Below are 26,164 nucleotides of genomic sequence, written 5' to 3' on the forward strand. Positions count from 1 at the left end.
ATGGCTGATCCGCATGGTTTCCGAAAGTTCCAACGCGCCGAGCCCGGCCACCGACCCGTGCCGCTGCGCCTGCTGGATTGGCGCGAAGTCTACGAAGACGCGCCGGACGGCCAGATCCAGCAGCAGGCAACCCGCTGCATGGATTGCGGCGTCCCCTTCTGCCACGAGGGCTGCCCCCTGGGCAACATCATCCCCGAGTGGAACGATCTGGTGCGCCAAAACCGCTGGAAGGAGGCGTTCGATCGCCTCCACGCCACCAACAACTTCCCGGAATTCACCGGCCGACTGTGCCCCGCCCCCTGCGAGGGCGCCTGCGTCCTGGCCATCAATGACGAATCCGTGAGCATCAAAAACATCGAGCTCGCCATCGCCGAGAAGGGCTTCGAGGAGGGCTGGGTCGTCCCCATCACCCCCTCCTTCGACACCGGCCAATCCGTCGCGGTCGTCGGCTCCGGCCCCGCGGGTATGGCCGCCGCGCAGCAACTCACCCGCGCCGGGCACAACGTCACCCTCTTCGAGCGCGATGACCGCATCGGCGGCCTCATGCGCTACGGCGTCCCCGATTACAAGATGGAAAACCGCTGGCTCGACCGCCGCCTGGAGCAGATGAGCGCCGAGGGCACCACCTTCCGCACCGGCGTCTCGCCCACAGCGCAAGATCTCGCGCGTTTCGACGCCGTCATCCTCGCCACCGGCACGCCGCTCGCCCGCGAACTGCCCGCCGAGGGCCGCACCCTCGACGGCGTCCACCAGGCGATGGACTACTTGCCGTTGCAAAACCGCGTCAACGAAGGCGACTTCGCCGCCCCGCTTATCGACGCCCGCGGGAAAAAGGTCGTCATCATCGGTGGCGGTGACACCGGCATTGACTGCTTCGGTACCGCCCTGCGGCAGGGTGCCGCGAGCGTCACCCAGTTCGACATCCGCCCCCCGGCTCCGCCGGTGCGCTCTGCCTCCACCCCGTGGCCGACCTACCCCCTGGTGTGGCGTCAAGCGACCGCGCACGAGGAAGGCGAATACATCCTCACCGGCAATGAGACAGCGGATGAGATCGAGGCCCTGGGCCTGGCATCCCGCCAGCCCGGTTCCCCCCTCGGCGAGCGCGTCTTCTCCGCCAACACGGTGGAGTTCCTCGGCTCCGACGGGGTACTCACAGGCCTGCGCTGCGTGGAGATCGAGGTCATCGACGGCGTCCGCACGCCCGTCCCAGGCAGCGAATTCACCTTCGAGGCCGACCTCGTATTCATCGCCTTGGGCTTCACCGGCGCCGAGCGCGGCGGCCTCGTCCACGAGCTCGGCATCGCTTTTGATGACCGCGGGCGGATGGTGCGCGACGAGCAGTACCGCGCCTCCATCAAGCCGCTCATGCCCGGTTTCAAGCCGCCGGTCTACGTCGCCGGTGACAATGGCCGCGGCCAATCACTCATCGTGTGGGCCATCGCCGAAGGCCGCGCTGCCGCCGCCGCCGTCGACGCCGACCTCATGGGCGAGACCGCCCTGCCGGTGGCCGCGACGCCCTCAACGATGCCGCTGAGGGCCTAACCAACTGGGGCTAGCTGGTCGCGATCATCATCTTCGATGGCGACCACAAGCCCGAACGCGGGATCACTTCGAGATCAATCTCGGCCTCATCGGGCGTGATGCCCGCGGAGTTCTCCCGCAGCTCGTAGATCTCGATGGAACCCCAGTCGCGGTGCCAATCGTTGCGGGTGTAGCTCGGCAACTCGTAGGACTCGTTGACACCCTCGGCGGTACCCATGACACCGCCACCGGCGTAATCCTGGAACGGGGTCAGGGTCGACTTGCCCGGGTGATCCGGCGAGATGCGGTACTCGGGGATCTCGGCCACACCGGCGAAGTGATCAAAGGTGCGCTGGCAGGGGAACTGCAGGGCAACCGACCAGTCGAGCAGGCCCGGCTTCTCGGACCCGATGATGTTGTTCAAGGAATCCAGCGTCGGGACGCGCGGAGGGGTGAACGCCAGCCACTGCTTGGGGTCCAAGCTGAGGTCGGTGGCAGAGATGCGCACGACGTTCGCTTCCTCGGGGATGCGATCCAGCGGGAAGCGCAGGTTACGCCACGACGGCTGGGGGCCGATGTCGAACATTTCCAGCTCACCGACGGACGACTCGTCGATCTGGCCATCCGGGCCGCGGGTGCCGTACTCCAGGACAAGCTCCTGCCCGTCGTGCAGCACGCCGTTGATGTCGTGGTGCTCGATGCGGCCGGCGACGGAGACCACGACCAGGGGTGCGTCCTCGGTGGCCTGCGGCAGTTCGTACCAGGCAGTGGTGATCTCGGCGGGCATCTGCTGGCCAGAGGTCCAGGAACCGACAACGGGAACCTGGTGGTAGTCGAGCTTGAACGGCAGCTTCACGGTGGAGCCGTTGACGCCGACCTCACCGCGGACACCACCGGTGGTGCCACTGTCCTGACCGGTGGACTGCTCGGCTTCGCCGGTCCGCTCGGCGTCGGCAATCGCACCGACGGAGGTGGTGGACGCCTCATCCTGGCCGATGTAGGACGGGATGTTGTTGGCGGCAAAGCCGCGGTGGCTTTCGGATTCGAGCGATTCTGCCAACGGGACATTGTCCACGGGGGTGAGGAAGGAATCGTTGGTGTTCGTCTCCAGGAGTGCATCGTTGGCGAGGCTGCAGGACTGGCCCGCCAGGGAACGCACGTTGCCCAGGCCCACGGAGTAGGCCGGGTACTGGGAGATAAAGCCCTTGCCCAGCGACGCCATGGAGAACGCCACCATCAACGCACATGCGATGGCGATGGGAGCCGACGACAGCCCGGTCCAGCGCTGCAACTTCTGCTTGCGTTCCGCCCGGTATTCGTCGAGGTTGCCTTCGGTCTCGGCCTTGGCCACCCGCAAGTCAGTAACAAAGGACTGGATCGTGCCCAGCGCCAGCACCGCGAGGGCGAGGAAAAGAATAGGCGTGGAGGCTTCAAAGCCCTTGAGCTGGACCGTCTTATCAAACCAGGGCACGCCGAAGCTGGAGATGTACCACCAACCATTCGTGCCGGAGAAGGTGATGGCCAACAGGAAGATGACGGCGCCGGTGAACAGAGTCCGGGACCGGGTCGACCGCAGGGCGGAATAGCTGAGCGCCACGGCCGCGAGGGCCGCGAGGGCGCCAACGATTCCGGCGTACACACCGAAGTGGTGGGTCCACTTGGTCGGGGTGAACATGAGGAAGAACATGGTGCCAAAGATGATGAGCACCAGGCGCTGGGTCGGTCCCTTGGCCGCACCCGGGACCCGGCCGTTGCGCAGGATCGCGGCGATGACAATGGCCAGGCTGAGGAAGAGCATGAAGACCGCGAAGCGGCGGGTCATGGAGCCGTCGACGGTCTGCTCCATCAGCGTCTGGTAGCGGACCCATTCCTGGTACCAGCTCAGCGACGGGCCCTTGGCCGAACGAACGCGGATGGATTCCATGACGGTGGCCCAGGTCTGATCACCGAAAACAGCGACCAAGATGGCCGTGCCGGATGCCAGGAAGGGGGCGACCATCGCGAGCACAGCGGTGATGATAGTCCCGCGCGAGGAGCCAGTCGGGGCGCCGAGGAGGGGCAGGCGGCGGAACATGATGCGGAACAAGCTGGACAGCGAGGCCAGCAGCGCGGCGACCGCCATGAGGCCGGTCGGGCCGGCACCGAGGCATATCGTCGCCAGCAGCACACCGACAGCCGCGGGCAACAGACGGGAGGTGGCGATGGAACGCTCAAAGGAGGCCCAGGTCAACAGCGCACCCATGGCGATGATCGGCTCGGGGCGGGTGCCGTTGTTGTAGGGCAACCAGAAGGAGAGGAAGACCATCGCGGCGGTCCAGTGAGCGACCTGGCGGCCGTCGATCTGGGCGCCCAGGCGCGGGAGGATCTCGCGGGAGAGGATCAGCCAGATGATGAGGCCAGAGAGCAACGCCGGGAGCCGCACCCACGCGGACGCGGTGGAGACCTGGGTCATGAGGGCCAGCAGGTCGTAATACGGGGAGCCGAAGGGCGACTCGGGCACGCCGAACCAGCGATAGTAATTCGCCATGTAGGTGGCGTTCTCGGACACCCGGGCCATCGTGAGGATGAAGCCATCATCGGAGGTATTCGCGCCGAAGATGTGCCAGTAAATGAGGATGAACCCGACGATGCCGTCGAGCGGGCGGGGCTTGTACCACCCGGCCGGAAGGAAACGGCGAGAAGAACGACCGTCAAGGCTATCCATGCGGTGCAGACACCACAGGGCCACGATGAGGGACGCCAAACCGCCGAACATGGCGATGTACTTCAACGCTGACGGGGAGGAAGTAAAGCGGGAGTTGATCTCGACATCGGCCTGCAAACCGGCGTCGGTCAGGGCCGCAGTAGCGGCCGGGGAATCATCCAACTCGGTGTAGATACCAGTGACCTGGGGACGTGTGTCCTCGTCCTCGATCACACCCTCGAGAGCATCACCGCTGCGGTTGGTGGCGCCGGGGACGGCGACCTTTGTTTCCTTTTCGGTGGACGAGACGGTGAGCACCGCGTCGTCGTTAAGCGCAGCAACCTCATCCGCATCCAACTCGAAGGGGACCTGATTGCGCACCACGACGTTGATGCCGCCGTCAGAGGAACGGACGAACAGGCCACGGGAGGTGGCGTCGGTGGAATCCGGCGGCAACGTCGATACCACCAGGCTCTCACCATCGCGGAGGCCAGCGATCGACTCCTTGATGGGGATGCTCAGCTCCAACGTTTCGGGCGCGTACGCCACGAGGGGAGCATTGACCGAGTTGAGGCTGTCACCTTGCGGCCACGACAGCGACGACTGGGTCTGGTTGACCGGAAGGAACGGGGTCAAAATGAAGAGGACAAAACCCAGGAGCCCGGAAATGATGGCCAGGTTCTTCAGCCAGCCGGGAGCGGTGGCAGAAGAACTCTGCGGGGCCTCTTTTTTCGAGATGACGGTTGCAGACACAACAAGGGAGTCTACGGCAGGATCACGACTTTACGCGGGCCGCCACCACAAACGGGCCGATCTGGGAGACATCCCACAGGTCCGGGGCTCTCAGGAACGGGGCCGGGCTAAACAGCAATGCCCGGTAGCGCACGTTCGGATTATTGGGGTAAATATCCTCGGCAATGTGGGTCTTCCACCCCGACTCTGGGTGGGAAAGATCACCGCGGAAAACGAAGACATCCGGCTTGCGCCACTTGGCATCATCAAGCGACGCCGCGAACTTCTGCGGATCGGATAACTCCGCCCAGGAACCGTTAGCCCAGGACTCGATGGTTTTGTTGCGTTCGGTGAACTCACCCAGCGGGTTGGCGTAGTGGCTGGTGAAGGCCTGGAAACCGAGGTAGGGGTTGAAAGCCATGAGGTGAATCTCGTCGGTGAGCATGACCGTGTCGGAGGGCTCGTAGCCCATCGAGCGGACCTTCTCATCGATGGCGGGGTAGTGCTTGCCGGCGTCGGGGGCGAAGCGATCAGCGCGCTCCCCGTAGCCGTCGGTGTTGGTGTAGGCCTGATCGATGCCGACCTGGTTTTCCTGCGGGATGCGCTGGGCATAGGAAAGACCACCCAAGCTAAGGATGAGGACCATGACCATGGTGATCGTGCGGCGGGCCTTGGCACCAAAACGATCCGGGTAGAGCCAATCCACTCCCACGAGCCGCAGTTCGGCCAAGGCCAGGACGCCGGCGGTGGCCATGACGAGCACGATGAGGATGTCGATGCGGAAGCCCAGCAACGTACTGCCGGCCAGGGTGGTGATCATTGATGCCACCGACCACAGGTAGAAGCCCAACAAGACGATGCCCATGGAGAGCACGTCATAGTCATAAGCCCGCACCACCAGATAGATCAACCCGATGAGGCAGAGCAGACCGATGACCGTGGGGGACAGGAAGGGCAGCGGGATCTGTGTTGCCTCCGGCGGGAGGTAGTGCGGGGCAGACGACCCGGAGTGCGGGTGCCCGGTGGCCACGCTCCACAGGTAGGGGCCCCAGGAGATCAGCGCGATGAGGATGGAGCCAATGCCGATGTAGAACAGTCGGATCACGGGCACGAAGTTGTGGGCGTGAAGAGCGGTGAATACCGCCGCAATGGCCGTGACCGACAGGGCGACCGCGCCGGTGAACAGCGTGTACATCGTCGCCGACAGGCCCAGGTAAAGGAGGACGGCGGAGCTAGCGAACCACGAACCCAACAGAGCGCGCCGGGCCATGATGGCGGCGGCGGGGGCGCCGATGGCGACGATCGCGCCATAAGGTTCCTCGGGGCTCATCACCAACATGATGGAGGTGCTGACCAGGGCGATCGCGGTTGCCACGGCGAGTGATCCGGTCAGTCGCTGCCACACGGGGACGAGGATGCAGGCCGCCGCGCCCATGGAGATCAGCGCCCACGGCTGGTAGACCTCCCAGCCGGGCATGCCCAGGAAGTTGGCCAGGCGGCCGCCGCCCCAGAACCAGCCCAACGGGTAGTAGGAGGGCATGTCCGCGTAGTTCATGTCGTGGTTGCCCAAGACTTCGGTCATGCGGCCGAGGAATTGGGTGCGGAAACCCTGGTCGTACTGGATGCCGTCCAGGTACAGGCGGGTTGATGATAGTGGTACCGCGATCGTCGATACGACCAGCGCCGCGGGTGAGAGGTAGGCGACGAGGTAGGTGAGGATCACCCGCCACCGGGGGCGGGAAATCTCTAGCGCCGGGACCGGAACCGGCGTGACGTTGCCGTCTTGTCCGGGTTCCGGTTCGGCGACATCGACGGCAGTGCGGTAGCTCGCTTTCCGACGCCGCGCTGCCTTCTGCTCATCGAGCAGCCACCAGGCGATCAGCCCGCCTACCGCCACCATGACCGCCACTGTCGCGGCGGTGGACAAGGCGTAGGTCATGTTCGACGTATTAAACGCCGGCCACGTGGTCATCCGCAGGACGAGCCAGGCGCCAAGAATGAATACAGCACCACCGACCCAGGCGGCGGCGATGGCAACAATGGTCAGGTTCCTGCTCAGCAGGTCGCTGGTGTAACCCTCCGTGTGGAGGCGTTGAGTCTTCGCTGGGGCCGCGTCAGGGGCGGTGGTGCTGCTAGAGGACATGCCTAAAAGGGTAGCTTGCGGAAGATCTGCCGCGGCGTCAGGTTAAACACCGTGGCCACGGCTTCGAAAGCCGGGTGCACATAGATGATGTCCTTGCCATCAATAACCGCCTTGACCGTGGCTTCCGCAACCTGGTCAACGTCGACGGTCAGCGGGGCTTCCTTATCGATGCCCGCGCTCATCTTCGTGCGCACCTGTCCCGGTCGCACCACCAGGACGTTGGCGCCGCTGCCCCGCAGGGCTTCGCCCAGCTGGGTGTAGAAGCCGTCCATGCCGGCCTTCGAGGCGCCGTAGACGAAGTTGGAGCGGCGTACGCGCACGCCCGCCACGGAGGACAACGCCACGATGGTGCCGTGGCCCTGGGCCTTGAAACGCTGACCCAGGAGGACGCCGACGGACACCGGACCGGTGTAGTTGGTCTGGGCGGACGCGACAGCTGCGGCCTGGTCTTGCCACAGCTCTTCCTGGTCACCGAGGGTGCCAAAGGCGACGATGGCGACATCAACATCACCCAGAGCGAAGGCGGTATCGATCACGCCGGGGTGGGAGGTGAAGTCGGTGGCATCGAAGTCGATGACTTCGACCTCGGAGGCGCCAGCCTGGCGCATCTGCTCCACAGCGGCGTCAATACGCGGGGAGTCCGCGCGGGCGGCGAGCAGGACGCGGGCAGGACCGCGAGACAGGAACTCCGCGACGATGCCGAGGCCGATCTCAGAGGTGCCGCCGAGGAGGAGGATATTTTGGGCTTGGCCCACTGCATTAAGCATGGTTCAGACTTCTCCTTTATTAATTCAGTTCCAAGCGACGGGACATGTCCGACGCGAAGACACCAGTGGGATCGATCTCGTTGCGAGTCTTGAGCCAATCAGCCATGCCCGGGTACATCTGGTGGAAGTTCTCCGCCGACGTACGCGACTCCTTGGCCAGGTAGAGGCGGCCACCAAACTCCATGACCCGACGATCGAGCTCATTGAGGAAGTCACCGAGCCCGCGCTTAATGGGGAAGTCCACGCAGACGTTCCAACCCGGCATCGGGTACGACAGCGGCGCGCGGTTACCCTCACCGAAGAGCTTGAACACATTGAGCGCCGAGTAGTGCCCCGAGCGCTGGATGTCACGGACGATGTCCTTGAACGGCTCCACAGCCTCGCGCGGAACCACGAACTGGTACTGCAGGAAACCCTTGGAACCATAGCCACGGTTCCACTCGCCGATGAGATCCAGCGGCTGATAGAACTGCGTGAGGTTTTGCACCTGGTTCTTGTACTCGCCGGACTTCAGCCACCACAGCTCACCAATCGCCATCATGGACAGCTTGTTCATGGTGAAAGAGGGGAAAATATCCGGGACGGTGATCAACTGCGGCGCATTGAACTTCAACGGATCCTTGGCCAGCTTCGGGTTGAGCTCCCGCAGCTGATCCAGGGTGGCCAGGCTGCCGCGCGAGATGGCGGCGCGACCCAGGCGAGGCTCCGGGGAGATGGCATCAAACCAGGCGGAAGAATAGGTGTAGTTCTTCTCCGAGCCGTCGGAGTGGAACTCCACCGTCTCATCCAGGTTGGCCGTGAGGTCACCATCGGCGATGAAGTAGGCGGTCTCCGTGCGCGTCATCTTGATCGTGGCGCGCAGGATGATGCCGGTCAGGCCCATGCCGCCGACCGTGGCCCAGAACAGCGTGCCGTCCGGGTCATCGGCGGAGCCTTCCGGCTCCAGGTGGAGGACGCGCCCATCGGCGACGAGCAGCTCCATGGATGCCACGTGATCGCCGAAGGAACCAGCGGAGTGATGGTTCTTGCCGTGAATATCAGGGCCAATGGCGCCACCGATGGTCACCTGGCGGGTACCCGGAAGCACCGGAACCCACAGGCCATAGGGGAGGGCAGCCTTCATCAGCTGATCCAAGGTCACGCCACCATCAACATCGACGGTCGCGGTATCCGGATCAATGGAGTGGATCCGGTTGAGGGCCTGCATATCGATGACCAGGCCGCCAGCGTTTTGGGCCGGGTCGCCGTAGGAGCGGCCCATGCCGCGAGCGATGACGCCGCGGCGGAGGTGGAGGGGCTTGTCAGAGTTCTCGTCAGCGACCTGCTTGACGGCGCTGATGATGGTCTCGACGTCCGGGGTGGAAAGGACATGGGCGGTGGTAGCCGCCGTTCGACCCCAGCCGGAGAGGGACTGTTCTGTGGTGTGGAGTTCCATCTTCCAATTCTTCTGTCGACGGATGAATACACGAATGAATGCACCTCGAGCCTACCCGCGCGGGTCTAGCCGCCCCCAGAGCAAGTACTGCGGAATAGCTGTGATCCTTGCCCGATTGCGGCCCACAATGGATGGTCGGTCACCTTTCTCCCCGGCGTGTCGTCCCGAGAGGGTGAGGCCCGCCACTGGAATTCCCCCGACCTGCGCCTTATCGACGTCCGTGGGGCCAGCGTTAACACATGGGGTGAAAGTTGGCGACAATTTCACAAAAAATCGGGCGTGTGTAACGTTCGCTGCTTGCTTTTCGATTCGCGATACCCTATTCTGTGAGACAAGCGAAACGAGTTAGTGGTATCAATGCCCGATGCATATTATGCGCGCTTGTTTTAGCTCAGCCATGTTAGAGCTTGGCATCTGGCCTGCGGAATTAGTTCTGCGGGCCTTTTGCTTACCCCCGATCGGGGGTAGTTGTCCTGACTTTTCATGCAACTGTTTTATAACGATCGGCCCCGCAAATTTCGCGCCTGACGTTTGGAAACGGCGCGGGACGAATACTTTCCGCGATTTGAATCGCGGAACCTGGGTGGACGCTGGGTTTGCCCTCGCCGCGGAAAGTTTGCGATAGTATAGCTACGGAGCAAGTCAGACGGCTTGTTCGAAACACTACGAAAGGGCTACTAACATGGCTTCCCTCATCGAGACTCTTGCAACCAACCTTCAGGGCGTTATCGTCGGCCTGTTCACCGCCATCTCCAACACCGTTGGCGACCTGTCCTCCGACATCTTCGCCTAAGAAGATCTAGGAAGACGCTAGGCCCTTTGGGAATAGCGCCGAATGACCCCAGGCTTTATGCCTGGGGTTTTTTCATGCCCGGATCCGCCTCCGCAGCGACACTGGCGGGTCCCTAGGGCGCTGAACTGGGACGTTGCCAGGATATTCACATTAGGCCCTCTTCATGCGGGAATGCCTCTGATCGCGGTTTTGGCCGTTGCGGTGGCCTGCAACCCTTGGCATTATGGCGCTCAAGGGGCAGTTCGGAAGTTCTGCCCGAAGGGAAATAAAGAGAGGACACGCCTATGTTTATTGTTGACCTGTTCAAGGCCACCCTGGATGCACTGCGCGGCGGCTTCGATGTCGCAGCCGGTTCCGCTCGCGGCGCTTTCAGCGTCGCCGGCGACTACGTGCAGGACCTGGTTGGCATCGCCACCTCTTCGTACTAAGCACTACGAAGCAACACGCTAAAGCAGTTGGGCCCCACCACTTGTACAAGTGGTGGGGCCCAACTGCTTGTCTATGAGCTGCTACAGGTCGAGGATGTCCCTGATCTCGGCGGGCAGTTCCTCTTGGCTGGTGATCTGGGGCTGTCCTGACGCCGCATATTCTCGGAGCAGGCGGTAAACGGTGCCGCGCTCGTGGCTGTCGAGGATCGGTAGCTCTTGAGCCAGCATCCGGGTCATGAGGTCATTGAGGGGGAGGTTGGTTTCCTCGGCGGCGATGAAACGGCCCTCATACTGGTCCTTCTCGGGGTCGAAGCCCTTGTTTCTTCCGAACATATCCACCAGGGTAGCCGCTAGGATGAGTGCCATGACTGACTACTACAGCCTCGATGACACCTTGGCCGGACGCGTGGCTCAAGCTAGCGTCGCCGGAACCATCATGTCTTTGCCCGACTACATCGAATCGAAGTTTCTCCGCTTTCTTGTTGGCACCGGCATTTTCACTGTTGGTATGGCTTCGGTAGCTGTCCTCAACGCACTTGATGATGACCCGGACAACGATCTTTCCGTCGTCGCAGATAATCTGCGCCGGTCGATTGGGGATATTGGTAAAACTGCAGGTCCCGAGTGGGAACTCAAGGCCGGTGACATTAGCGTCGACTCCCCAGCTCGCACGTGGCTGATTATTGGCGGGGTTGGTGTCGTCTCTGCCGGGCTGCTCAAGCTGGATGGGATGATGCGGCGATCCATGGTTAAGAGCTTGCGCAAGCGAGGGGTCAAACGCCCCAACACGGTCTTGGGAGTGATCGCCGGAGTGAGCGTGTTCGCGCTGTCCGAGCTCAGCCACCGCCAGCGCGTTGAGCTCGCGGAGTGACTGTGGAACATCCGCTGATCGCGGTCGTCGATAAGCAACCCGACTGCACCGTCGTGTGGCACGTACAGACCGCCCCCGATGGTCCGTCCGCCTCCGGCATGCTCGCGGGAGCATGGATCGTCGGCGACGGCTTCGTCGACCCCGACCGCCTCGGCGACCTCACTGCCAGCGCCTACGTCCTGGACACCGCGCAGCCACTCACCGAGCTTGTGGGTGCCCTTCTTGCCGCCGTCGCCGACATCAAGGCGGCAGTAACCGCCGCCAAGGAGGACAACCCGAAGCTGACGGCGCCGGTGTGGGCAGTGCCGTCGGGGACGGTGGACGCAGAAAAGCTGCGGGACGCGTACCGCGGCGAACCAGTCGCGGAGAACGCCTGGGTGTATGCGACGGCCGTCGCGGAGCTGGTCGAGGCATGGCACACCATCGAAGGCCAGCGCCGATCCCGGAAATTCCTGCAGGAAGCGCTCGGGGCACAGACGCGCCCGTTCCCGCTGCCGTAGGATTCTGCGCTACCGGCGGGCTTCTCGCTACCCTGGAAAGCATGTCCAGCAACGGTGCCGCCAACGTCGTCGTCGATCTGGCGACCGCTCGCCAGCGACGCCAGCGAACCGCCCGCACCATCATCCTGCGCGCCTCCAACATTCGCGCCGATGAGGAAGTGCACCGCCACATCGGTGTCAACGACAGCCTCCACCTCGCCGATTTGCATGAGATTCTGGTCACCACCTTCGGCCTTGGGGAGGACACCGGCGCAACGCCGTGGCACTTCAGCCAGGCCGGTGATCGGGACGAGCGCATCGACGCCGCCGATGCCATCCACACCCACCTCCGCAGCGAAGGCGACACCCTCGCCTACCACTGGGGGTTGTGGGTCATCGACATCTCGGCCATCGAGTCATACCCGCGCGACGCCGGCACCCCCCGGGCACTGTGCGTCGGCGGTTCCGGCTCCTTCGGCGGGCAAGGCTTCGACCTTGCTGACATCAACGCCCAACTCACCGGCACCACCACCATCCGCGAGGTCCTCGCCGCCACGAACAGCGAGGTCAGAAGCCTGATCGACCGCAGTGGCATCTTCGACTTCGTTCCCTTGCTGCAAGCGCTCGACCTCACCCGGCCCGGCTCGTTGCCCGCCGACGTGTCCGCCGTCCTCGACCAATTGCCCGTGGAAACCGACCCCATGGAGCGCGACGCGTTCTGGGCCATCGTCCTCGCCCTGGCCTGCATGGGCGATGAAGCGATGTCCAACCACGTCCTCGAAGCCACCATGGGCGGCCTCGGTTGGCCCCTCGACGGACCCGCCACCCGCGCCGCCTGCGTCGAGTCGCTGCGCGTGCTTTCCGACGTCGGCGCCTACGGCACCGATGCCCTCTCACCCGTCGACCGCCTCGATTTCTACCGCGAGCTCCTTAGAGCCTGACACCTTGTACAGGTAGGGTGTTCTCTCGTGTCTAACCCCTCGAACGTCTCAGCATCCGCCCCCGCAGCCGCCGCCGCTGCCGAGGGGAAAGATCTGAAAACTCAGGCCGTCCGATTCATCATCTCCGGCGGCATCTCCGCCGTCGTCGACCTCGGCCTGACTTGGGTCTTCCAAGTCTTCTTCGGCGCCGGCCCCGTCCTGGCCCGTTCCGTCGGCTTCATCTTCGGCACCATCACGGCCTACCTCATCAACCGCCGGTGGACCTTCCAGGCCGCGCCCTCATCTAAGCGCTTCTTCATGGTCGCCGCCTTGTACACCGTGACCTACTTCGTCAACGTGGGCCTGCACGCCGCCTTCTACCGGCTTTTCACCAGCTGGGACTGGGGCTCCACGCTCGCCATCGTCGTGGCCTTCCTCATCGCGCAAGGCACCGCCACCGTGATCAATTTCGTGGTCCAGCGGCTGTTCATCTTCAAGTAGTTTTACTTACTCTCCGGCCGAGTAAATTTCTCATTCCGACCCTGCCGGTGCAACCGCAACCACTCAAAGAACGCCTTCGGATCCCGCTCCTGCACCAAGAAAAACCACCCAAACCGCGCGTACTCCTGCGGCAACAACCTCCGCATACCCGGCTGCGACATGATGTACCCCCGGTTGCGATACGTGAAATAGCGCTTGACCTCATTGTCCGGGTACTGCGTGTGCATCCGCCCACCCAAAATCGGCCGGAACTCATCCGACCCATCCGGATGCAGATACGCCGTGGTCAGGGCAGTACCGAACTCCAAACCGGAACGGACGAGGCGGCGATGGTACTCCACCTCGTCGCCACGAATGAACAGCCGATAATCCGGCACGCCAATGATCTCCATCGCGCGGGCACTGATCAGCGCGCCATTAAACAAACTCGCGATCCCCGGCAGGAAATCCCCCTCCAACTCACTGCGCCGCCGACGCCACACCAAACCCTGCCGCAGCGGAAACGCCAGACGATCCGGGTCGTCGATATTGCACACCACCGGTGAGACTTCGTGCAGGTGGTGGGCCTCAGCGACGTCGTAAAGCGTGGACAACACGGTGCCGTCCGCCGGACGGCCATCATCATCCGCACACCAAATCGCCTCCGCGCCAAGCGCGAGCGCCGTCAAAAACCCATAAGCAAAACCACCAGCACCACCCAAGTTGGTCCGGCTGGGCAGATACACCGCCCGGTCACCAGCCAGGTCACTCACCAGCTTCTCGACGGCCCCCTCACAGCCATTGTCCACCACAATCACCCACTCCACCGGATGAGTCTGGTTCACCACCTGCTCCAACGAAGCGCGGAGCAAATCGACGCGCTTATGCGTCACGATCACCGCCGCCGTCGAACCGGATCGAGACAAAGAGGGAATCGCAGCGTGAGGCATGTTCCTTATTGTGCCATCCCCGCCCCCAACGGTCCGTCTCTCATGTACGTTTCGTGCCACTCCCACACCGCCCGAGCCTCCGAACGCAACGGTGTCGGGTCGCCGTTAGCCGCCGCCACGATCTGCTCCACCACCTTATCCAGGTGATACATCACGCAACTCCCCGAATAACGCAGCACCCGATACCCCTGCCGCATCGCAAAATTCTGCTTCCACCGATCCCGAACAAACGTGTCCTGGAACTCCGCAGAATGAAACGCAAAGCCATCAATCTCCACAATGATCTTCGACTTCTCCAGCACCCCATCAAAGAAATACGCCCCGATCTGCTGATTCTGCACCACCTTCAGCCCCCGCCGACGCAGCTCCCGAAAAACCTGCTTCTCCGGCACACTATCCGCCCCGATCGCCGCGTGACTCAGCAAAGACTTGAGCTTTCCCGGCATCCTCGGGAACCCGCGCAGATCCTGCTCCAGCTTCTGCTTCCCCTTCCGAGTGGCATAGGAGGACTCCAAGAAGTCCAGGAGCTCATCCTCCCCCACCTCCCCCAGAGCATCCGCCACCGCCACCGCCGGCGGAGCAATGTTGAGGCCCTCATGCTCCTGAAAAGGGCAATGCCGACGCCTCTTCACCGTGAGCAGCGGCGTCGAATGATTCGAATCCTCCGGCCGCACAATCCCGACGATCGGTCGCGTCAACGGAGCGTCCGTCAGCAGCTCAATCGCGGTCCTACCAGTGAAAATGAGATGAGGCCGCCGGAGGAGCAACGCCCGCAACAGGAGTGTCCCCTCTGGCTTCGACGTCGTGAAAACACCCCGCTCGACGCGAAACATCTGGCCCTCGGCGACCAACCGCCTCACCTGATTCCTGCTCACCCCATTGTCGACCATCAGCTTCAAACTAACGACTCGGTTCGCCTCCAGCGGCTTCCGAAAGTGACTCGTCCCCATACGATCCTTCCCCCCTTGGGGATCACCCTAAGTGATGTTGGGCTGGGGCGCAGGGTGGAAAGCCGCGTTGGTTAACAACTCCGGCGGTGGGGGAGGGTGGAAGGGCTGGGAGTTGTTAGGGAGTGCGGGTTTGCCGGTGGTGGCAGGGTGGAAAGCCGCGTTGGCTAACAACTCCGGTGGTGGGGGAGGGTGGAAGGGCCGGGAGTTGTTAGGAAGTGCTGGTTTGCCGGTGGGCAGGGGGTGGAAAGCCGCGTTGGTTAACAACTCCGGCGGTGGGGGAGGGTGGAAGCACCCGGAGTTGTTAGGAAGTGCGGGTTTCGGGCTCCTCGTCGAAGCGCTTGAGCAGCGAGCGCACATAGTCGCCGGCGCCCTTGCCTTCGTAGGCTTCGACGACCTCGTCGACAAGCCCGGCGGTGCGGATTTCGCCGTGGTCGATCCACAATGCGGTGTTGCAGAGCTGTGCCAGGAAATCGTTGGAGTGGGAGGCGAAAACGAGGATGCCGGAGCGTTTGACTAGTTCTTGGAGTCGGACGCGGGCTTTAGCCATGAAGGCGGCGTCGACGGCTCCGATGCCTTCGTCGAGAAGCAGGATTTCGGGCTCGATGGAGGTGACCACGCCGAGGGCGAGGCGCACGCGCATGCCGGTGGAGTAGGTGCGCAGGGGCATGTTGAGGAATTCGCCGAGCTCGGAGAAGTCGGCGATCTCGTCGATTTTGGCTTTCATCTGCTTGCGGGTCTGTCCGAGGAAGAGTCCGCGGATGATGATGTTCTCGTAGCCGGAGATTTCGGGATCCATGCCCACGCCGAGGTCGAAGACGGGGGCGACGCGGCCGCGGATGTCAGCGGAGCCGCGGGTGGGTTCGTAGATGCCGGACAGTAGGCGCAGCAGGGTGGATTTGCCGGCGCCGTTGTGGCCGACGAGGCCGACGCGGTCGCCTTCGCGCAGGTGGAGGTTGACGTCGCGGAGTGCTTCGACGACGACGGTGTTGTCTTGGTTCCGGCCGATGGCGCCGCCGGCTGTGGAGAGCAGGGCTTTCTTCATCGAGCGGGACTTGGCGTCGAAGATGGGGAAGTCGACGCAGGCGTTGTATGTGTCAATTGAGACCATGGTGTTCTCCTATACCCAGTAGCTCACGCGGAAGCGCCATTGCTTCATGGCCAGTAGAGCGAGGACGAGGCCGATGGCGGTGCAGGCCAGGACGATCCACCAGTGGTAGGCGGCGATGGGTTGGCCGATCATGGGGGCGCGGATGATTTCTAGGTAGTGGAATAGTGGGTTGATCTCGGCGAGGAGGGCGCGTTGGGCGACGTCGCCGCCTTGTTCTTTGAGGGTTTGGGTCGTCCAGACGATGGGGGTGATGTAGAAGAGGAGCTGGACTAGGGCTTCGAGGAGGGGGGCGACGTCGCGGTAGCGGGTGGCGACGATGCCGAAGAACATGGCTACCCACACGCCGTTGAGGATCAGTAGTGCCATGGCGGGGAGGGTGAGCAGGATCTCCCAGCCGAGGTCGCGGGGGAAGATGAGCATGAGGATGACCCAGATGACCAGGTTGTGCGCGAGGAAGATCGTTTGGCGCCAGACCAGCCGGTACACGTGGACGGACAGGGCCGAGGGCAGCTGTTTGATCAGGCCTTCGTTGTCGATGAAGATGTCCGAGCCGTCGCGGATGCAGCCGGAGATGAATCCCCAGATGATGAGGCCGACGGTGACGTGCGGGAGGAATTCGGCGAGGGAGAGCTGGAAGAGCATCGAGTAGAGCAGGCCGAGCGCGAGGGCCATGACGCCGGTGGCGATGGTGATCCAGAGGGGGCCGAGGGTGGAGCGGCGGTAGCGCTGTTTGATGTCTTGCCAGCCCAGCTGGAGCCAGAGCTCGTGTTGCTTGAATCCGCGGGCGAGGTCGTTCCACGCGGCGGCGAAGGTTTTGGACCGGGAGGGCGGGACGTCGGTAGTAATGGCCTCGGTCATCCGGGCGACGTCGGCACGTAGGTCACGGTTGGGGGCTTGTTCCTGCACACCTACACCCTAGCGGTGGGGTCGGGAATCGCCGGTATCTGCGCGTTCGTGGCCCTGTTGGAAACCATGTTGACGTGGGGCTATTCATCTGGGGGCCAAGCGTGCATTAAAAAACTCTAAGGGGCATACTAGGTAGTCGATGCCTGAAAGTAATAAGGAGGAGTCCGTAATGGTCTATGACGTGGCCAGCGTTCGGGGACTTTATACATCCCTCGGCGACGGATGGACCTACCTCAACGCCCACGATTGCCCGCAGATCCCGGAACGGGTCTCGGCGTCGGTGGCGCGTTCTTTCCGCCAGTCCAGTCGCGTTGCGGCGGATGATGGGACTGTTCGGGTGGTGGGTGACATGCTTCTCGACGTCGCTCGGACCGCCGTCGCAGAATTCTGCGACGCCGAAGCGTCGCAGGTTGTCCTAGGTCCGAACCTGCAGGCCCTGTACGGGCAGTTGGCGCGGGCGATGCAGCCGATGTTCCGGTATTCCTCGTCCATTGTCCTCTCGCGGTTGGATGCGCCGGAGCGTAACGCGGTGTTTGAGACGCTGACGGAGGACGTGCGGTGGGCGCAACCGGATCTGGGTACGGGGTCGCTGCCGAGCTGGCAGTTCCGTGAGCTGGTGGATGGTTCGACGAGGCTGGTGACGTTGTCGGCGGCGCAGTCGTATTTGGGGACGGTCGCTCCGGTGGCCGATATCGTGGATACGGTGCGTTCGCGTTCGCGGGCGTGGGTCGTGGTGGATGCGTCGGCTTTTGCCCCGTATCGTTCCGTTGACCTGGAGGGCTGGGGCGCGGACATCGTGGCTCTTGATGTGGCGGAGATGGGTGGGCCGCAGATGGCGGCGCTGGTCTTCCGCGATCCGGCGATGTTCCGCCGCATTGATCCGTTGGTGGAGCAGGATCTCGTCCCGGGCTTGGCTGGCGGGGTGCCGGCGGTGATTGATCACTTGGCGGGCCTGGTGGAGGGTTTTGGGCACCGGCATCGGCAGGTGGCTGATTCTTTGCAGCAGATGCATTTTTATCTGCAGGGTTTGATGGATGATCTGATCACGATGATCGGTACGCATCATTCCGTGCACCTGGTGGGCATCAGTGGGGAGGCCGGCGACGGTGGGCTGGGGGAGCGCATCCCGCGGTTGTCGTTTGCGGTGCGGGGAGTACCGGCCACGACGGTGTGCCAGCGGCTGAGTGACAACGGCATTATCACCACCGTCCTGCCGGACATGGAGGTCTTTGATGAGATGGGCGTTGACGAGGTGGGCGGGGCGGTGACGGTGTCGCTGGGTCCGTTTAATACTCGCCACGACATCGAGCACCTCACCCGCGTGGTTGCCTCTCTGGCTTAGGCCACCTCAAGCACGATCTTGCCAGTGACCTCGCCGGAGTCGAGCAGCGCGTGAGCGCGTGAGGCGTCGGCGAGCGGGAGGATGGTGTGGATGTGGTGGGTGACGCGGCCGTCGATAAGCATGGGCCACACGTGCTCGATGGTGGAACGCACAACCTCTGCTTTTCCGGCGGCGGAACGCGCGCGGAGCGTGGTGCCGCTGACGGTGAGGCGGCGCGGCAGGAGGGCACCGAGGTTGATCTCGGCGGTGGTGCCGCCTTGGAGGCCGATGATGATGAGGCGGCCGTCCTCGCCCAGGGCCCGGAGGTTTTGCTTGAGGTATTTCGCGCCGATGATGTCGAGGATGACGTCGCAGCGGCCCTTGAGGACCTCGGAAAAGTCCTCTTCCCGGTAGTTGATGAGGATGTCCGCGCCCAGCTCGCGGCACGTCTCTAGCTTTGCGGCGGAACCAGCGGTGACGGCTACGGTCGCGCCGAGGGCTTTGCACAGTTGGATGGCGAAGGTGCCGATGCCGCCCGCGCCGCCATGGAGCAGGACGGTCTGGCCGGGTTGCACATCGGCAAGCATCCCGAGGTTCGACCACACGGTGCAGGCAACCTCGACGATCGCGGCGGTTTCGGCCAGCGAATAGCCCTCGGGGATCGGCATGAGCTGGCCCTCGGGGACCGCGACGTACTCGGCGTAGCCGCCACCGGAGAGCAGGCACCCGACCTGTTCGCCCTTCGCGCGGCCCGTGGTCCCCGGGTCCTCGATGACGCCGGCGCACTCCAGGCCGATGATCTCCGAGGCTCCGCGCGGCGGCGGGTAATGGCCCTTCGCCTGCAGCAGGTCGGCGCGGTTGACGCCCGCGGCCTGCACCTTCACCAGGACCTCCCCGTCCTTGAGCTGCGGGAGGTCAACCTCGGTGAGAGCGAGGGACGTCGGGTCGTCTGGGTTGGTCACTGTGATGGCCTTCATAACTGACCAGGGTAGGGGAAGTTTTCGAAGCCGGGGGGTGAGTCAGGTAAGGTTTCTCCCCGAGGAGACGTGGCAGAGCGGCCGAATGCACTGGTCTTGAAAACCAGCGAGGGTTACACCTCCGCGGGTTCAAATCCCGCCGTCTCCGCCAATCAAACTGGCTGGCCCAACGATGCCGCGGGCAGCGAGGGCAGCCACGGCCGTCGCGGAACGTTGCCCGCTGGCGCAGTACATGACCACGGTCTCCCCCTCGGGGGGCAGCCACTTTCCATCGAGGATCAGCTGCAGGGGGACGTTGCGCGCGCCGGGCCGGTGGGAGGTGGCGTATTCGTGGGGCTCGCGGACGTCGATAAGCAGGGCACCATCGGGGATGGTGCTGACCTCGCGCACGCCCTGCGACGGCGGGCCCTCCCGCAAGAGCCTGTCCACGGTCTCTGGGGAGCCGGCGACGGGGAGGTAATCCCAGCGGCCGTCGAGCGAGGAAAAGTAGCCCAACGTGCCGATGAGGGGGGTGCCCAGGCCCGTGACCAGCTTTAATGCTTCGGAGGCCATGGCGGAACCGACGATGCCCACCAGCGGCCCGAGCACGCCCGCCTCCGCGCAGGAGGGCACGGCGCCGGGCGCGGGGGGAGCGGGGAAGAGGTCTTCGTAGACGGGGCCGTGGCCGGCGTGGAAGACGGAGAGCTGCGCGTCGAAGCCGAGGATGGACGCCCACACGTGCGGAACGCCGAGGGTGGCGCAGGCGGCGGAGACGACGTGGCGGGTGTTGAAGTTGTCGGTGCCGTCGAGGACGACATCGGCGCCGCGGAGGATATCGACGGAGTTGTCCCTGTTCAGGCGCTCATTGACCACCGTGATGTGGAGGTCGGGGTTGAGGGCGAGCATGGCGTCCCGCGCGGACTCCGTCTTCCGCTTGCCGACGCCCGCGGTGTCATGGATCACCTGTCGGTGCAGGTTAGAGAGTTCGACGACATCGTCGTCGATGATGCTCACATGCCCGACGCCCGCCCCGGCGAGGTAGAGCAGGGCCGGAGAGCCAAGGCCCCCGGCGCCGACCACCGCGACGTGGCTGGAGCGGATTTTGTCTTGCGCGCCCTGACCAATGAGGGAGACTTGGCGGCTGAAGCGCTGATCGGGCGGCGTCATTCGAGACCCACCCACTGCGTGTCACCATTGACCAGCTGCTGTTCCTTCCAGATGGGAACCTCAGCTTTGACGCGGTCGGCGAGCTCGCTGCACGCCTCGAATGCTTGTCGACGGTGCGCGCTCGCCGCCACCGCCAGGAACGCAACGTCACCGATGCGTAGGGGGCCGACGCGGTGCGCCGTCCACAGGCGAGTATCGGGGTGGGCGGCGCTGACCGACGCAGCGACCTGCGCAATGATCTCCGGCGCGGTGGGGTGGGCGCTGTAGTCGAGGCTGCGCACGCGCTCCCCGCCGTCATGGTCGCGGACCACACCCTCGAAGACGACGAGCGCGCCCATCGCCTCGGTCAGGGTCTTAGCGCGGGCTTCGGCCAGGAGTGGGTCGAGGGGTTCCTCAGTAATGAGGGCGCCGATGACTAGGCCCGTGTGGGCGGCCACGTACTCGGGATCAGTGCTCATGGTTACCTTCTAGCTGGAGGAGAAGATGGGGAAGAATCGGTTCCAAGACGGCGCAGCCATCCTGGACGCCGCCTGTGGAGCCGGGCAACGTCATCACGAAGGTGCCCTGCGCCGTCATGCCCGCCACCGCGCGGGAAAGGATGGCCAGGGGCGTGGATTCCTGCCCGCGAGACCAGAAGGCCTGCACGATGCCCGGTAGTTCACGAACGAGGAACGGGGCGACGGCGTCGACGGTGCGATCATCGTCCGTGACGCCCGTGCCCCCGGAGGTAAGCAGGACCGTCGGCGGGTCGGCCAGGATGCGGCGGAGGGTGGTCGGGATATCAGCATCCGCCACCACGAGCGGCTCCGGGGTATCCAGGCCCATGCGGCGTAGGAAGTCCACCGCAATGGGTCCCGAGCGGTCCTCGTAGATGCCGGCTGCGGCGCGGGTCGAGGCGATGACGACCAAGCCAGTGCTCATGAGGATGCTCCCAGAGGATAGGCGGTGACGGTAGTGCCTGCGGGCACCCCGCCGGCAGGTATGCGGATGAGGCACGTGGCCCCCAGGGCCTGGGCCAGCAGGTGCGATCCCGCGCCGCCCACCGGGTGGGCTGTCCCGTCGGCGATAACGCCGCGGAGGAATTGCTCCTTGGTGGGCAGGCCGGGGGCATCGGTGCCCATGACAGAGGTGACCGCAGCGGGCGCCGTACCCAGGAGGGGGGCGACGAACAGGCGGAAACTGACGAGGGTGGACACGGGGTTGCCGGGCAGGCAGATCACGGGCACATCGTGGAACACGGCCCAGCCTTGGGGGCCACCGGGCTGTTGGTCAACGTGGCCGAACCACCCGTGCGGCGCGAGGACCTGGCGGATGACCTCGAACTCGCCCGCCGAGATGCCGCCGGAGGTGATGATCGCCGTGGGGTTGAGCTGCTCGATGACCGAGCCCAGGTCGGCGGCCAGCTGCTCCGGGTCGTCGATGGTGCGCACGTGCGCGGCGACGTCGATCCCCGCCTGCGCGCACAGGGCCTGCAACATGGGGCCGTTGGCGTCGGGGATCGCGGCCGCGGAATCGGCGCCGATTTCCGCTCCACCCGTGCACACGATCACTCGGTGCCGCCCGCGGACCTCGACGTCCGTGATGCCCTGGCCAGCGAGAACGCCGATGGCCACGGGGGTGATCACGGCGCCTGCCTCCAGCAGGGTCTCCCCGGCGGCGATGTCACTGCCCGCGGGCCGGATGAACTGGCCGAGCGGGATGTCCGCGGGGACTGCCACCGTGGCCGCGCCAAAGGTGGGTGGGTCGCAGTGTTCGATCGCCACGATCGCCGCCGTCCCCCGGGGCACCTTCGCGCCGGTCATGATGGGTACGATCTCCGCGGCGATGCCGTCTGGGTAGAGGGCATCGGGGTCGGTTCCTGCGGCCAGGGTCGCGCCGACGGGGAGCTCCCCACCGGCCAGGTGGGCGGCAGACAGGGCGTAGCCGTCCATCTGGGAGTTGTCGAAGCGCGGCGAGTCGAACTCGGCAGTGACGGGGGCGGCGAGGAGGCGCCCGCGGGCGTCGACAAGCGGGACGGCGACGGCCGGCTGTTCGGTGATCAACCGCGCAATCGCGGCGGCATGTTCCTCGGGGGTGACCATACCGCCATCGTAATGGCATGCTGAAAGGCGTGGAGATTCATTATTTCGCCGCCGCCCGAGCCGCCGCTGGCACCGCCGCCGAGACGGTTGAGACCGTCCCCGACACCCTCGGAGAGCTTCTCGACGCCCGCGCGAGCGCCCTCACAGGCACCACCGACGCCGGCATGAGCTTGCGGGACGTGCTCGAACACTGCACGTTCCTTATCGACGGCCGCTCGTCGACCCGCTCCACACCCCTGGCCGGGGTGCAGCGGGTCGACGTCTTGCCGCCGTTCGCGGGAGGCTAGTCCCGGCTGACGCCGACGGAGCGCAGCACAATGTCGAGGACCCACGTGGCAATCGACATGACGATCGCGCCGACGAGCGCCGCCCAGAAACCGTCGATGCTCAGGCCGAGGTTGAAGATCCCACTGACCCAGTCGACGATGAGGAACAACACCGCGTTGATAACCAGGGCGAACAGCCCAAAGGTGATGATGGTGACGGGCGCGCCGAGGATGCGCAACACCGGCCCCAGCGTGGCATTGACCAGCACGAACACCACCGCCACCCAGATGAATGCCCAGGTGTCATCCGCGGGGACGATGGTCACGCCCGAGACAATGCGGGTGACAAAGAACAGGGCAATCGCGGTGACAATGACGTTGAGAATGAACCGAAGCATTTAAGTCTCCTTCAGGTAAGGTCCGCAGGCCGCCAGGAGCCGATCGGCCTCCTCCTCGGTGGTCACCGAGACACGCACCCCTTCCGGGAACGCGCGGACGAGGACGTTGTTGTCGGCCAAGTAGGCGGCCAGGTCGTGGGCCTGGGGGTTATCCAGCCAAATGAAGTTCCCCTGGCTGCGGGGCGCGCCGAGAGCCGCAGCCACGCGATCGCGCTGCTCCACGGTTTCCTCGGTGCGCTCCAGCAATTCATCGGCGGCGTTGAGGCTCGCGATCGCCCCCGCCTGCGCGACCGAGCTCACCGCGAAGGGAATAGCGACCTTATTCATCGCGGTGATGATCTCCGGCGCGCCAAAGGCGTAGCCCACCCGGACGCCAGCAAGCCCATAAGCCTTGGAGAACGTGCGCAGGCCGACGACGTTGGGGTGCTTGGCAATCTCCTCCGTCGCCACCGGCGTATCGACCGCGCGGTTGTACTCAAAGTAGGCCTCGTCCAGCCCGACGATGATGTCGCTTGGTACCTTCGCCATGAACTCATCGAACTCGGCCTGGGTCAGCGTATTTCCCGTGGGGTTATTGGGGTTGCACAGGAAAATGAGGCGGGTGCGGTCGGTGATGGCCGCGGCCATGGCGTCGAGGTCATGGCCACCGTCCTCGGTGAGCGGAACGGGGACGGGCGTAGCGCCGACGACCTGCGCGAAGATGGGATAAGCCTCGAAGCTGCGCCAAGGGAAAATAATCTCATCGCCCGGCAGTGCGCTGATCTGCACCAATTGCTGGCACAGTGCCGAGGAGCCACAGCCTACGGCGATCTGCTCGGGATCTAGCTCCAGGTGATCGGCCAGGGCCGCACGCAGCTCCACCGCCCCCATGTCCGGGTAGCGGTGTGCGGTGCCCGCAGCCTGAGCCATGGCTTCAACGGCGACCGCGAGCGGGGGCGTGCACACCTCGTTGGAGGAGAGCTTCAGCGCGTCTGGCAGGCGCTTGCCGGGGACGTAGGCTGGCATAGTGGCCAGATCAGGGCGAATCATGGGCCCAATTCTAGACGTTCTTCGGGGTGGTACCGACGTAGTTTGATTGCGGGGGAGGGGCACAGGTAGGATTCGCAGAGGTCTCACGGTGTCTCATCGTGGGCCGGGAGACGTGCCAGAGTGGCCGAATGGGACTCACTGCTAATGAGTTGCCTGCCTAACCGCGGGCCGGAGGTTCGAATCCTCTCGTCTCCGCTCTGCGCCCGTAGCTCAACGGATAGAGCATCTGACTACGGATCAGAAGGTTGGGGGTTCGAATCCCTCCGGGCGCACCACCTAATCCCCAGCTAGGCCACCGTCAGTCTAAGGAGGCCCAAGCTGTGACCACCGATGTGCTGGACCGGCTGGAAAAAATCCTCCGCACCGATGCCCAGGTGCCTCCGGAGCGGGCCGAGGAGATCTCGGAGCTGCTGGAGAAGGCGCCGATCAAGGACATCGTCGCGCTGGTGGAGCGCTCCACGCCGACCCGGGCCGCGTTGGTCCTGCGGCTACTGTCGCGCCGCCGCTCCATCGCCGTTTTCGATGCACTGGATGCCGCCCACCAGGCGGACCTCATTGATGCGCTGGGCGATGCCGCCGTGTACGACTTCTTCGCCGAACTCGGCCCCGAAGATCGCGTATCCCTGCTCGATGAACTGCCCGCGGAGATCGCCGAGCGGCTGCTCAAGAACTTGGATGATTCCAAACGCGATGTCACCGGTGTCGTACTGGGTTACCCCAAGGGCTCCGTGGGTCGCCGGACGTCGCCGGAGGTGCCATTGATTTATGCCTCGATGACGGTGGAACAGGCGCTCGCGGAACTGCGGCGGGTGGCAGGTGAAGTGGAGACCATCTACACCGTCCCGGTGATCACGCACGATCGCGTGGTGGTGGGAGTGACGTCCCTGCGTGATCTGTTCACCGCGGAGGGGGACGGGGGCGTCGATACGCTCATGCAACCGCCGGTTGTGGCGGCGGCACATGACTCGGCGGAGGAAACCGCCCGCTGGTTTTTGGCGCTGGACCTGCTCGCGATGCCAATCGTGGATGAGTCGAACCGCCTCGTCGGCGTGCTCACCTTCGATGATGCGCACGAGATCGTCGAGGAAGCCGATTCGGAGGACTCCGCCCGCTCGGGCGCCTCGGAGCCACTCCAGCAGCCCTACTTATCCACGCCGCTGTTCAAAGTCGTGCGATCCCGCATCGTGTGGCTGCTGGTCCTCGCGCTGTCCGCGCTGCTCACCGTGCAAGTGCTGGATACGTTCGAAGACACGCTCGCCGCGGCGGTCGTCCTCAGCCTGTTCATTCCGCTGCTCACCGGCACCGGCGGCAACACCGGCAACCAGGCCGCCACCACCGTCACCAGGGCAATTGCGCTTGGCGACGTCCGCGCCAGGGACATCCTGCACGTCGCCTGGCGCGAGCTGCGGGTCGGCGTCCTCCTCGGCTCCCTGCTGGGAGGCCTCGGATTCGCACTGGCCACGCTCGTCTACGGCCTGCCCATCGGGATCGTCATCGGCTCCACCCTGCTGTTGGTGTGCATGATGTCGGCGACCGTGGGCGGGCTGATGCCGATCATCGCCAAGAAACTCGGCGCCGACCCCGCCGTCTTCTCCAACCCGTTTATTTCGACGTTTTGCGACGCCACCGGCCTCATCATCTACTTCCTCATAGCCAAGGCTGTCCTCGGCCTATAAGGTACATGCCAGTTGCCCCCATCCTGGGGGTGCTATGCGGAGCGTCTGGGGAGATTAGGGCAGGTCACAGTCCAAGGCCGGTCATTTGTCATCGATTTCACGTC

The 26,164-nt window shown here is 64.3% G+C and carries 25 protein-coding genes and 3 tRNA genes; 12 read left to right on the forward strand and 16 right to left on the reverse strand.

All coding sequences use genetic code 11. The features are described 5' to 3' along the window. On the forward strand, positions 1-1,542 hold the full coding sequence (locus tag CTEST_RS00705; RefSeq protein WP_047252103.1) for a glutamate synthase subunit beta: 1,542 nt from the start codon (positions 1-3) through the stop codon (positions 1,540-1,542). A 10-nt stretch (positions 1,543-1,552) separates the two neighbouring features. On the opposite strand, the gene CTEST_RS00710 is transcribed toward CTEST_RS00705, so the two are convergent. Genes CTEST_RS00710 through CTEST_RS00725 form a run of 4 tightly spaced genes read right to left on the reverse strand, consistent with a single transcriptional unit; the run spans position 1,553 to position 9,281 of the window. Continuing rightward, positions 1,553-4,957 (reverse strand): arabinosyltransferase domain-containing protein, encoded by a 3,405-nt coding sequence (locus CTEST_RS00710; RefSeq protein ID WP_047252104.1) that lies wholly within the window; start codon positions 4,955-4,957, stop codon positions 1,553-1,555. A gap of 22 nt (positions 4,958-4,979) precedes the next feature. Beyond that, on the reverse strand, positions 4,980-7,079 hold the full coding sequence (locus CTEST_RS00715) for a galactan 5-O-arabinofuranosyltransferase (protein ID WP_083985376.1): 2,100 nt from the start codon (positions 7,077-7,079) through the stop codon (positions 4,980-4,982). Positions 7,080-7,081: 2 nt separating this feature from the next. Then, the gene (locus tag CTEST_RS00720) at positions 7,082-7,846 is read right to left on the reverse strand and encodes a decaprenylphospho-beta-D-erythro-pentofuranosid-2-ulose 2-reductase (RefSeq protein WP_047252105.1); all 765 of its coding nucleotides are present in this window, start codon (positions 7,844-7,846) and stop codon (positions 7,082-7,084) included. 19 nt (positions 7,847-7,865) lie between these two features. After that, complete coding sequence (locus CTEST_RS00725) at positions 7,866-9,281, reverse strand: FAD-binding oxidoreductase (protein ID WP_047252106.1); 1,416 nt, start codon at positions 9,279-9,281, stop codon at positions 7,866-7,868. A 1,077-nt stretch (positions 9,282-10,358) separates the two neighbouring features. On the opposite strand from CTEST_RS00725, the gene CTEST_RS13640 reads away from it, so the two are divergent. Then, positions 10,359-10,502 (forward strand): hypothetical protein, encoded by a 144-nt coding sequence (locus tag CTEST_RS13640; RefSeq protein ID WP_158408140.1) that lies wholly within the window; start codon positions 10,359-10,361, stop codon positions 10,500-10,502. A gap of 81 nt (positions 10,503-10,583) precedes the next feature. On the opposite strand, the gene CTEST_RS00730 is transcribed toward CTEST_RS13640, so the two are convergent. After that, entirely contained in the window at positions 10,584-10,835 is a 252-nt protein-coding gene (locus CTEST_RS00730; RefSeq protein ID WP_047254122.1) for a hypothetical protein, read from the reverse strand. A 31-nt stretch (positions 10,836-10,866) separates the two neighbouring features. On the opposite strand from CTEST_RS00730, the gene CTEST_RS00735 reads away from it, so the two are divergent. Genes CTEST_RS00735 through CTEST_RS00750 form a run of 4 tightly spaced genes read left to right on the forward strand, consistent with a single transcriptional unit; the run spans position 10,867 to position 13,273 of the window. Then, a complete protein-coding gene (locus CTEST_RS00735; RefSeq protein WP_047252107.1) occupies positions 10,867-11,373 on the forward strand; it encodes a hypothetical protein in 507 nt (168 codons plus the stop codon). Positions 11,374-11,375: 2 nt separating this feature from the next. Continuing rightward, the gene (locus CTEST_RS00740) at positions 11,376-11,873 is read left to right on the forward strand and encodes a hypothetical protein (protein WP_144413184.1); all 498 of its coding nucleotides are present in this window, start codon (positions 11,376-11,378) and stop codon (positions 11,871-11,873) included. Positions 11,874-11,914: 41 nt separating this feature from the next. After that, positions 11,915-12,793 (forward strand): hypothetical protein, encoded by an 879-nt coding sequence (locus tag CTEST_RS00745; protein ID WP_047252109.1) that lies wholly within the window; start codon positions 11,915-11,917, stop codon positions 12,791-12,793. A 27-nt stretch (positions 12,794-12,820) separates the two neighbouring features. Further along, positions 12,821-13,273 carry a GtrA family protein gene (locus CTEST_RS00750; RefSeq protein WP_047252110.1) on the forward strand — a complete coding sequence of 151 codons (453 nt, stop codon included), beginning with the start codon at positions 12,821-12,823 and terminating at the stop codon, positions 13,271-13,273. A gap of 2 nt (positions 13,274-13,275) precedes the next feature. On the opposite strand, the gene glfT1 is transcribed toward CTEST_RS00750, so the two are convergent. The 4 genes from glfT1 to wzm form a co-directional block, all read right to left on the reverse strand. Beyond that, on the reverse strand, positions 13,276-14,202 hold the full coding sequence (gene glfT1, locus CTEST_RS00755; protein ID WP_047252111.1) for a galactofuranosyltransferase GlfT1: 927 nt from the start codon (positions 14,200-14,202) through the stop codon (positions 13,276-13,278). 5 nt (positions 14,203-14,207) lie between these two features. Further along, the gene (locus CTEST_RS00760; RefSeq protein ID WP_144413185.1) at positions 14,208-15,092 is read right to left on the reverse strand and encodes an endonuclease domain-containing protein; all 885 of its coding nucleotides are present in this window, start codon (positions 15,090-15,092) and stop codon (positions 14,208-14,210) included. A 361-nt stretch (positions 15,093-15,453) separates the two neighbouring features. Next, a complete protein-coding gene (wzt, locus tag CTEST_RS00765; RefSeq protein WP_047252113.1) occupies positions 15,454-16,260 on the reverse strand; it encodes a galactan export ABC transporter ATP-binding subunit Wzt/RfbE in 807 nt (268 codons plus the stop codon). A gap of 9 nt (positions 16,261-16,269) precedes the next feature. After that, positions 16,270-17,166, reverse strand: coding sequence for a galactan export ABC transporter permease subunit Wzm/RfbD (gene wzm / locus CTEST_RS00770; protein ID WP_047252114.1), 897 nt, complete (start codon positions 17,164-17,166; stop codon positions 16,270-16,272). Positions 17,167-17,305: 139 nt separating this feature from the next. Between wzm and CTEST_RS00775 the strand changes: the two genes are divergently transcribed. Then, positions 17,306-18,508: an aminotransferase class V-fold PLP-dependent enzyme gene (locus tag CTEST_RS00775; RefSeq protein WP_236686111.1), complete on the forward strand. Its 1,203-nt coding sequence runs from the start codon at positions 17,306-17,308 to the stop codon at positions 18,506-18,508. On the opposite strand, the gene CTEST_RS00780 is transcribed toward CTEST_RS00775, so the two are convergent. Beyond that, positions 18,505-19,464 carry an NAD(P)H-quinone oxidoreductase gene (locus CTEST_RS00780; RefSeq protein WP_047252116.1) on the reverse strand — a complete coding sequence of 320 codons (960 nt, stop codon included), beginning with the start codon at positions 19,462-19,464 and terminating at the stop codon, positions 18,505-18,507. The two genes, CTEST_RS00775 and CTEST_RS00780, sit on opposite strands and share 4 nt — an antisense overlap. Positions 19,465-19,527: 63 nt before the next feature. Between CTEST_RS00780 and CTEST_RS00785 the strand changes: the two genes are divergently transcribed. Next, a tRNA-Ser gene (locus CTEST_RS00785) sits at positions 19,528-19,615 on the forward strand. On the opposite strand, the gene CTEST_RS13195 is transcribed toward CTEST_RS00785, so the two are convergent. The 4 genes from CTEST_RS13195 to CTEST_RS00810 are packed head-to-tail and all read right to left on the reverse strand — an operon-like array spanning position 19,594 to position 22,691. Further along, entirely contained in the window at positions 19,594-20,610 is a 1,017-nt protein-coding gene (locus CTEST_RS13195; RefSeq protein WP_083985377.1) for a ThiF family adenylyltransferase, read from the reverse strand. The two genes, CTEST_RS00785 and CTEST_RS13195, sit on opposite strands and share 22 nt — an antisense overlap. Continuing rightward, positions 20,607-21,068, reverse strand: coding sequence for a molybdenum cofactor biosynthesis protein MoaE (locus CTEST_RS00800; RefSeq protein WP_047252119.1), 462 nt, complete (start codon positions 21,066-21,068; stop codon positions 20,607-20,609). Before CTEST_RS00800 ends, CTEST_RS13195 begins: the two co-directional genes overlap by 4 nt. Then, positions 21,058-21,531: a MogA/MoaB family molybdenum cofactor biosynthesis protein gene (locus tag CTEST_RS00805; RefSeq protein ID WP_047252120.1), complete on the reverse strand. Its 474-nt coding sequence runs from the start codon at positions 21,529-21,531 to the stop codon at positions 21,058-21,060. Before CTEST_RS00805 ends, CTEST_RS00800 begins: the two co-directional genes overlap by 11 nt. Then, positions 21,528-22,691 (reverse strand): molybdopterin molybdotransferase MoeA, encoded by a 1,164-nt coding sequence (locus tag CTEST_RS00810; RefSeq protein ID WP_047252121.1) that lies wholly within the window; start codon positions 22,689-22,691, stop codon positions 21,528-21,530. The genes CTEST_RS00805 and CTEST_RS00810 overlap by 4 nt, the downstream gene beginning before the upstream one ends. 17 nt (positions 22,692-22,708) lie before the next feature. Between CTEST_RS00810 and CTEST_RS00815 the strand changes: the two genes are divergently transcribed. Then, complete coding sequence (locus CTEST_RS00815) at positions 22,709-22,978, forward strand: MoaD/ThiS family protein (RefSeq protein ID WP_047252122.1); 270 nt, start codon at positions 22,709-22,711, stop codon at positions 22,976-22,978. Here the strand turns inward: CTEST_RS00815 and CTEST_RS00820 are convergent. Together CTEST_RS00820 and hisC are read right to left on the reverse strand one after the other, a co-directional pair. Then, positions 22,975-23,355: a phage holin family protein gene (locus CTEST_RS00820; RefSeq protein ID WP_047252123.1), complete on the reverse strand. Its 381-nt coding sequence runs from the start codon at positions 23,353-23,355 to the stop codon at positions 22,975-22,977. The genes CTEST_RS00815 and CTEST_RS00820 overlap by 4 nt on opposite strands. Further along, entirely contained in the window at positions 23,356-24,384 is a 1,029-nt protein-coding gene (gene hisC, locus CTEST_RS00825; protein ID WP_047252124.1) for a histidinol-phosphate transaminase, read from the reverse strand. Between the two features lie 106 nt (positions 24,385-24,490). Between hisC and CTEST_RS00830 the strand changes: the two genes are divergently transcribed. The 3 genes from CTEST_RS00830 (at position 24,491) to mgtE (ending at position 26,060) form a co-directional block, all read left to right on the forward strand. Continuing rightward, positions 24,491-24,579, forward strand: a tRNA-Ser gene (locus CTEST_RS00830). A gap of 4 nt (positions 24,580-24,583) precedes the next feature. Then, a tRNA-Arg gene (locus CTEST_RS00835) sits at positions 24,584-24,659 on the forward strand. Positions 24,660-24,728: 69 nt separating this feature from the next. Next, positions 24,729-26,060 (forward strand): magnesium transporter, encoded by a 1,332-nt coding sequence (mgtE, locus tag CTEST_RS00840; RefSeq protein WP_407919240.1) that lies wholly within the window; start codon positions 24,729-24,731, stop codon positions 26,058-26,060. Positions 26,061-26,164 lie beyond the last annotated feature (104 nt).

The sequence above is a fragment of the Corynebacterium testudinoris genome, assembly GCF_001021045.1.
Classification (GTDB): domain Bacteria; phylum Actinomycetota; class Actinomycetes; order Mycobacteriales; family Mycobacteriaceae; genus Corynebacterium; species Corynebacterium testudinoris.

Bases quoted from the DNA above. Each gene is read 5' to 3' on its own strand.
- CTEST_RS00730 (WP_047254122.1), bottom strand. From the start codon at position 10,835: ATGTTCGGAAGAAACAAGGGCTTCGACCCCGAGAAGGACCAGTATGAG.
- CTEST_RS00735 (WP_047252107.1), top strand. From the start codon at position 10,867: ATGACTGACTACTACAGCCTCGATGACACCTTGGCCGGACGCGTGGCT.
- CTEST_RS00780 (WP_047252116.1), bottom strand. From the start codon at position 19,464: ATGAAGGCCATCACAGTGACCAACCCAGACGACCCGACGTCCCTCGCT.
- CTEST_RS00775 (WP_236686111.1), top strand. From the start codon at position 17,306: ATGCCTGAAAGTAATAAGGAGGAGTCCGTAATGGTCTATGACGTGGCC.
- CTEST_RS00820 (WP_047252123.1), bottom strand. From the start codon at position 23,355: ATGCTTCGGTTCATTCTCAACGTCATTGTCACCGCGATTGCCCTGTTC.
- CTEST_RS00800 (WP_047252119.1), bottom strand. From the start codon at position 21,068: ATGAGCACTGATCCCGAGTACGTGGCCGCCCACACGGGCCTAGTCATC.
- CTEST_RS00720 (WP_047252105.1), bottom strand. From the start codon at position 7,846: ATGCTTAATGCAGTGGGCCAAGCCCAAAATATCCTCCTCCTCGGCGGC.
- CTEST_RS13195 (WP_083985377.1), bottom strand. From the start codon at position 20,610: ATGACGCCGCCCGATCAGCGCTTCAGCCGCCAAGTCTCCCTCATTGGT.
- CTEST_RS00725 (WP_047252106.1), bottom strand. From the start codon at position 9,281: ATGGAACTCCACACCACAGAACAGTCCCTCTCCGGCTGGGGTCGAACG.
- hisC (WP_047252124.1), bottom strand. From the start codon at position 24,384: ATGATTCGCCCTGATCTGGCCACTATGCCAGCCTACGTCCCCGGCAAG.
- CTEST_RS13640 (WP_158408140.1), top strand. From the start codon at position 10,359: ATGTTTATTGTTGACCTGTTCAAGGCCACCCTGGATGCACTGCGCGGC.
- CTEST_RS00815 (WP_047252122.1), top strand. From the start codon at position 22,709: ATGCTGAAAGGCGTGGAGATTCATTATTTCGCCGCCGCCCGAGCCGCC.
- CTEST_RS00810 (WP_047252121.1), bottom strand. From the start codon at position 22,691: ATGGTCACCCCCGAGGAACATGCCGCCGCGATTGCGCGGTTGATCACC.
- CTEST_RS00715 (WP_083985376.1), bottom strand. From the start codon at position 7,079: ATGTCCTCTAGCAGCACCACCGCCCCTGACGCGGCCCCAGCGAAGACT.
- CTEST_RS00705 (WP_047252103.1), top strand. From the start codon at position 1: ATGGCTGATCCGCATGGTTTCCGAAAGTTCCAACGCGCCGAGCCCGGC.
- wzt (WP_047252113.1), bottom strand. From the start codon at position 16,260: ATGGTCTCAATTGACACATACAACGCCTGCGTCGACTTCCCCATCTTC.
- CTEST_RS00745 (WP_047252109.1), top strand. From the start codon at position 11,915: ATGTCCAGCAACGGTGCCGCCAACGTCGTCGTCGATCTGGCGACCGCT.
- CTEST_RS00805 (WP_047252120.1), bottom strand. From the start codon at position 21,531: ATGAGCACTGGCTTGGTCGTCATCGCCTCGACCCGCGCCGCAGCCGGC.
- CTEST_RS00760 (WP_144413185.1), bottom strand. From the start codon at position 15,092: ATGGTCGACAATGGGGTGAGCAGGAATCAGGTGAGGCGGTTGGTCGCC.
- glfT1 (WP_047252111.1), bottom strand. From the start codon at position 14,202: ATGCCTCACGCTGCGATTCCCTCTTTGTCTCGATCCGGTTCGACGGCG.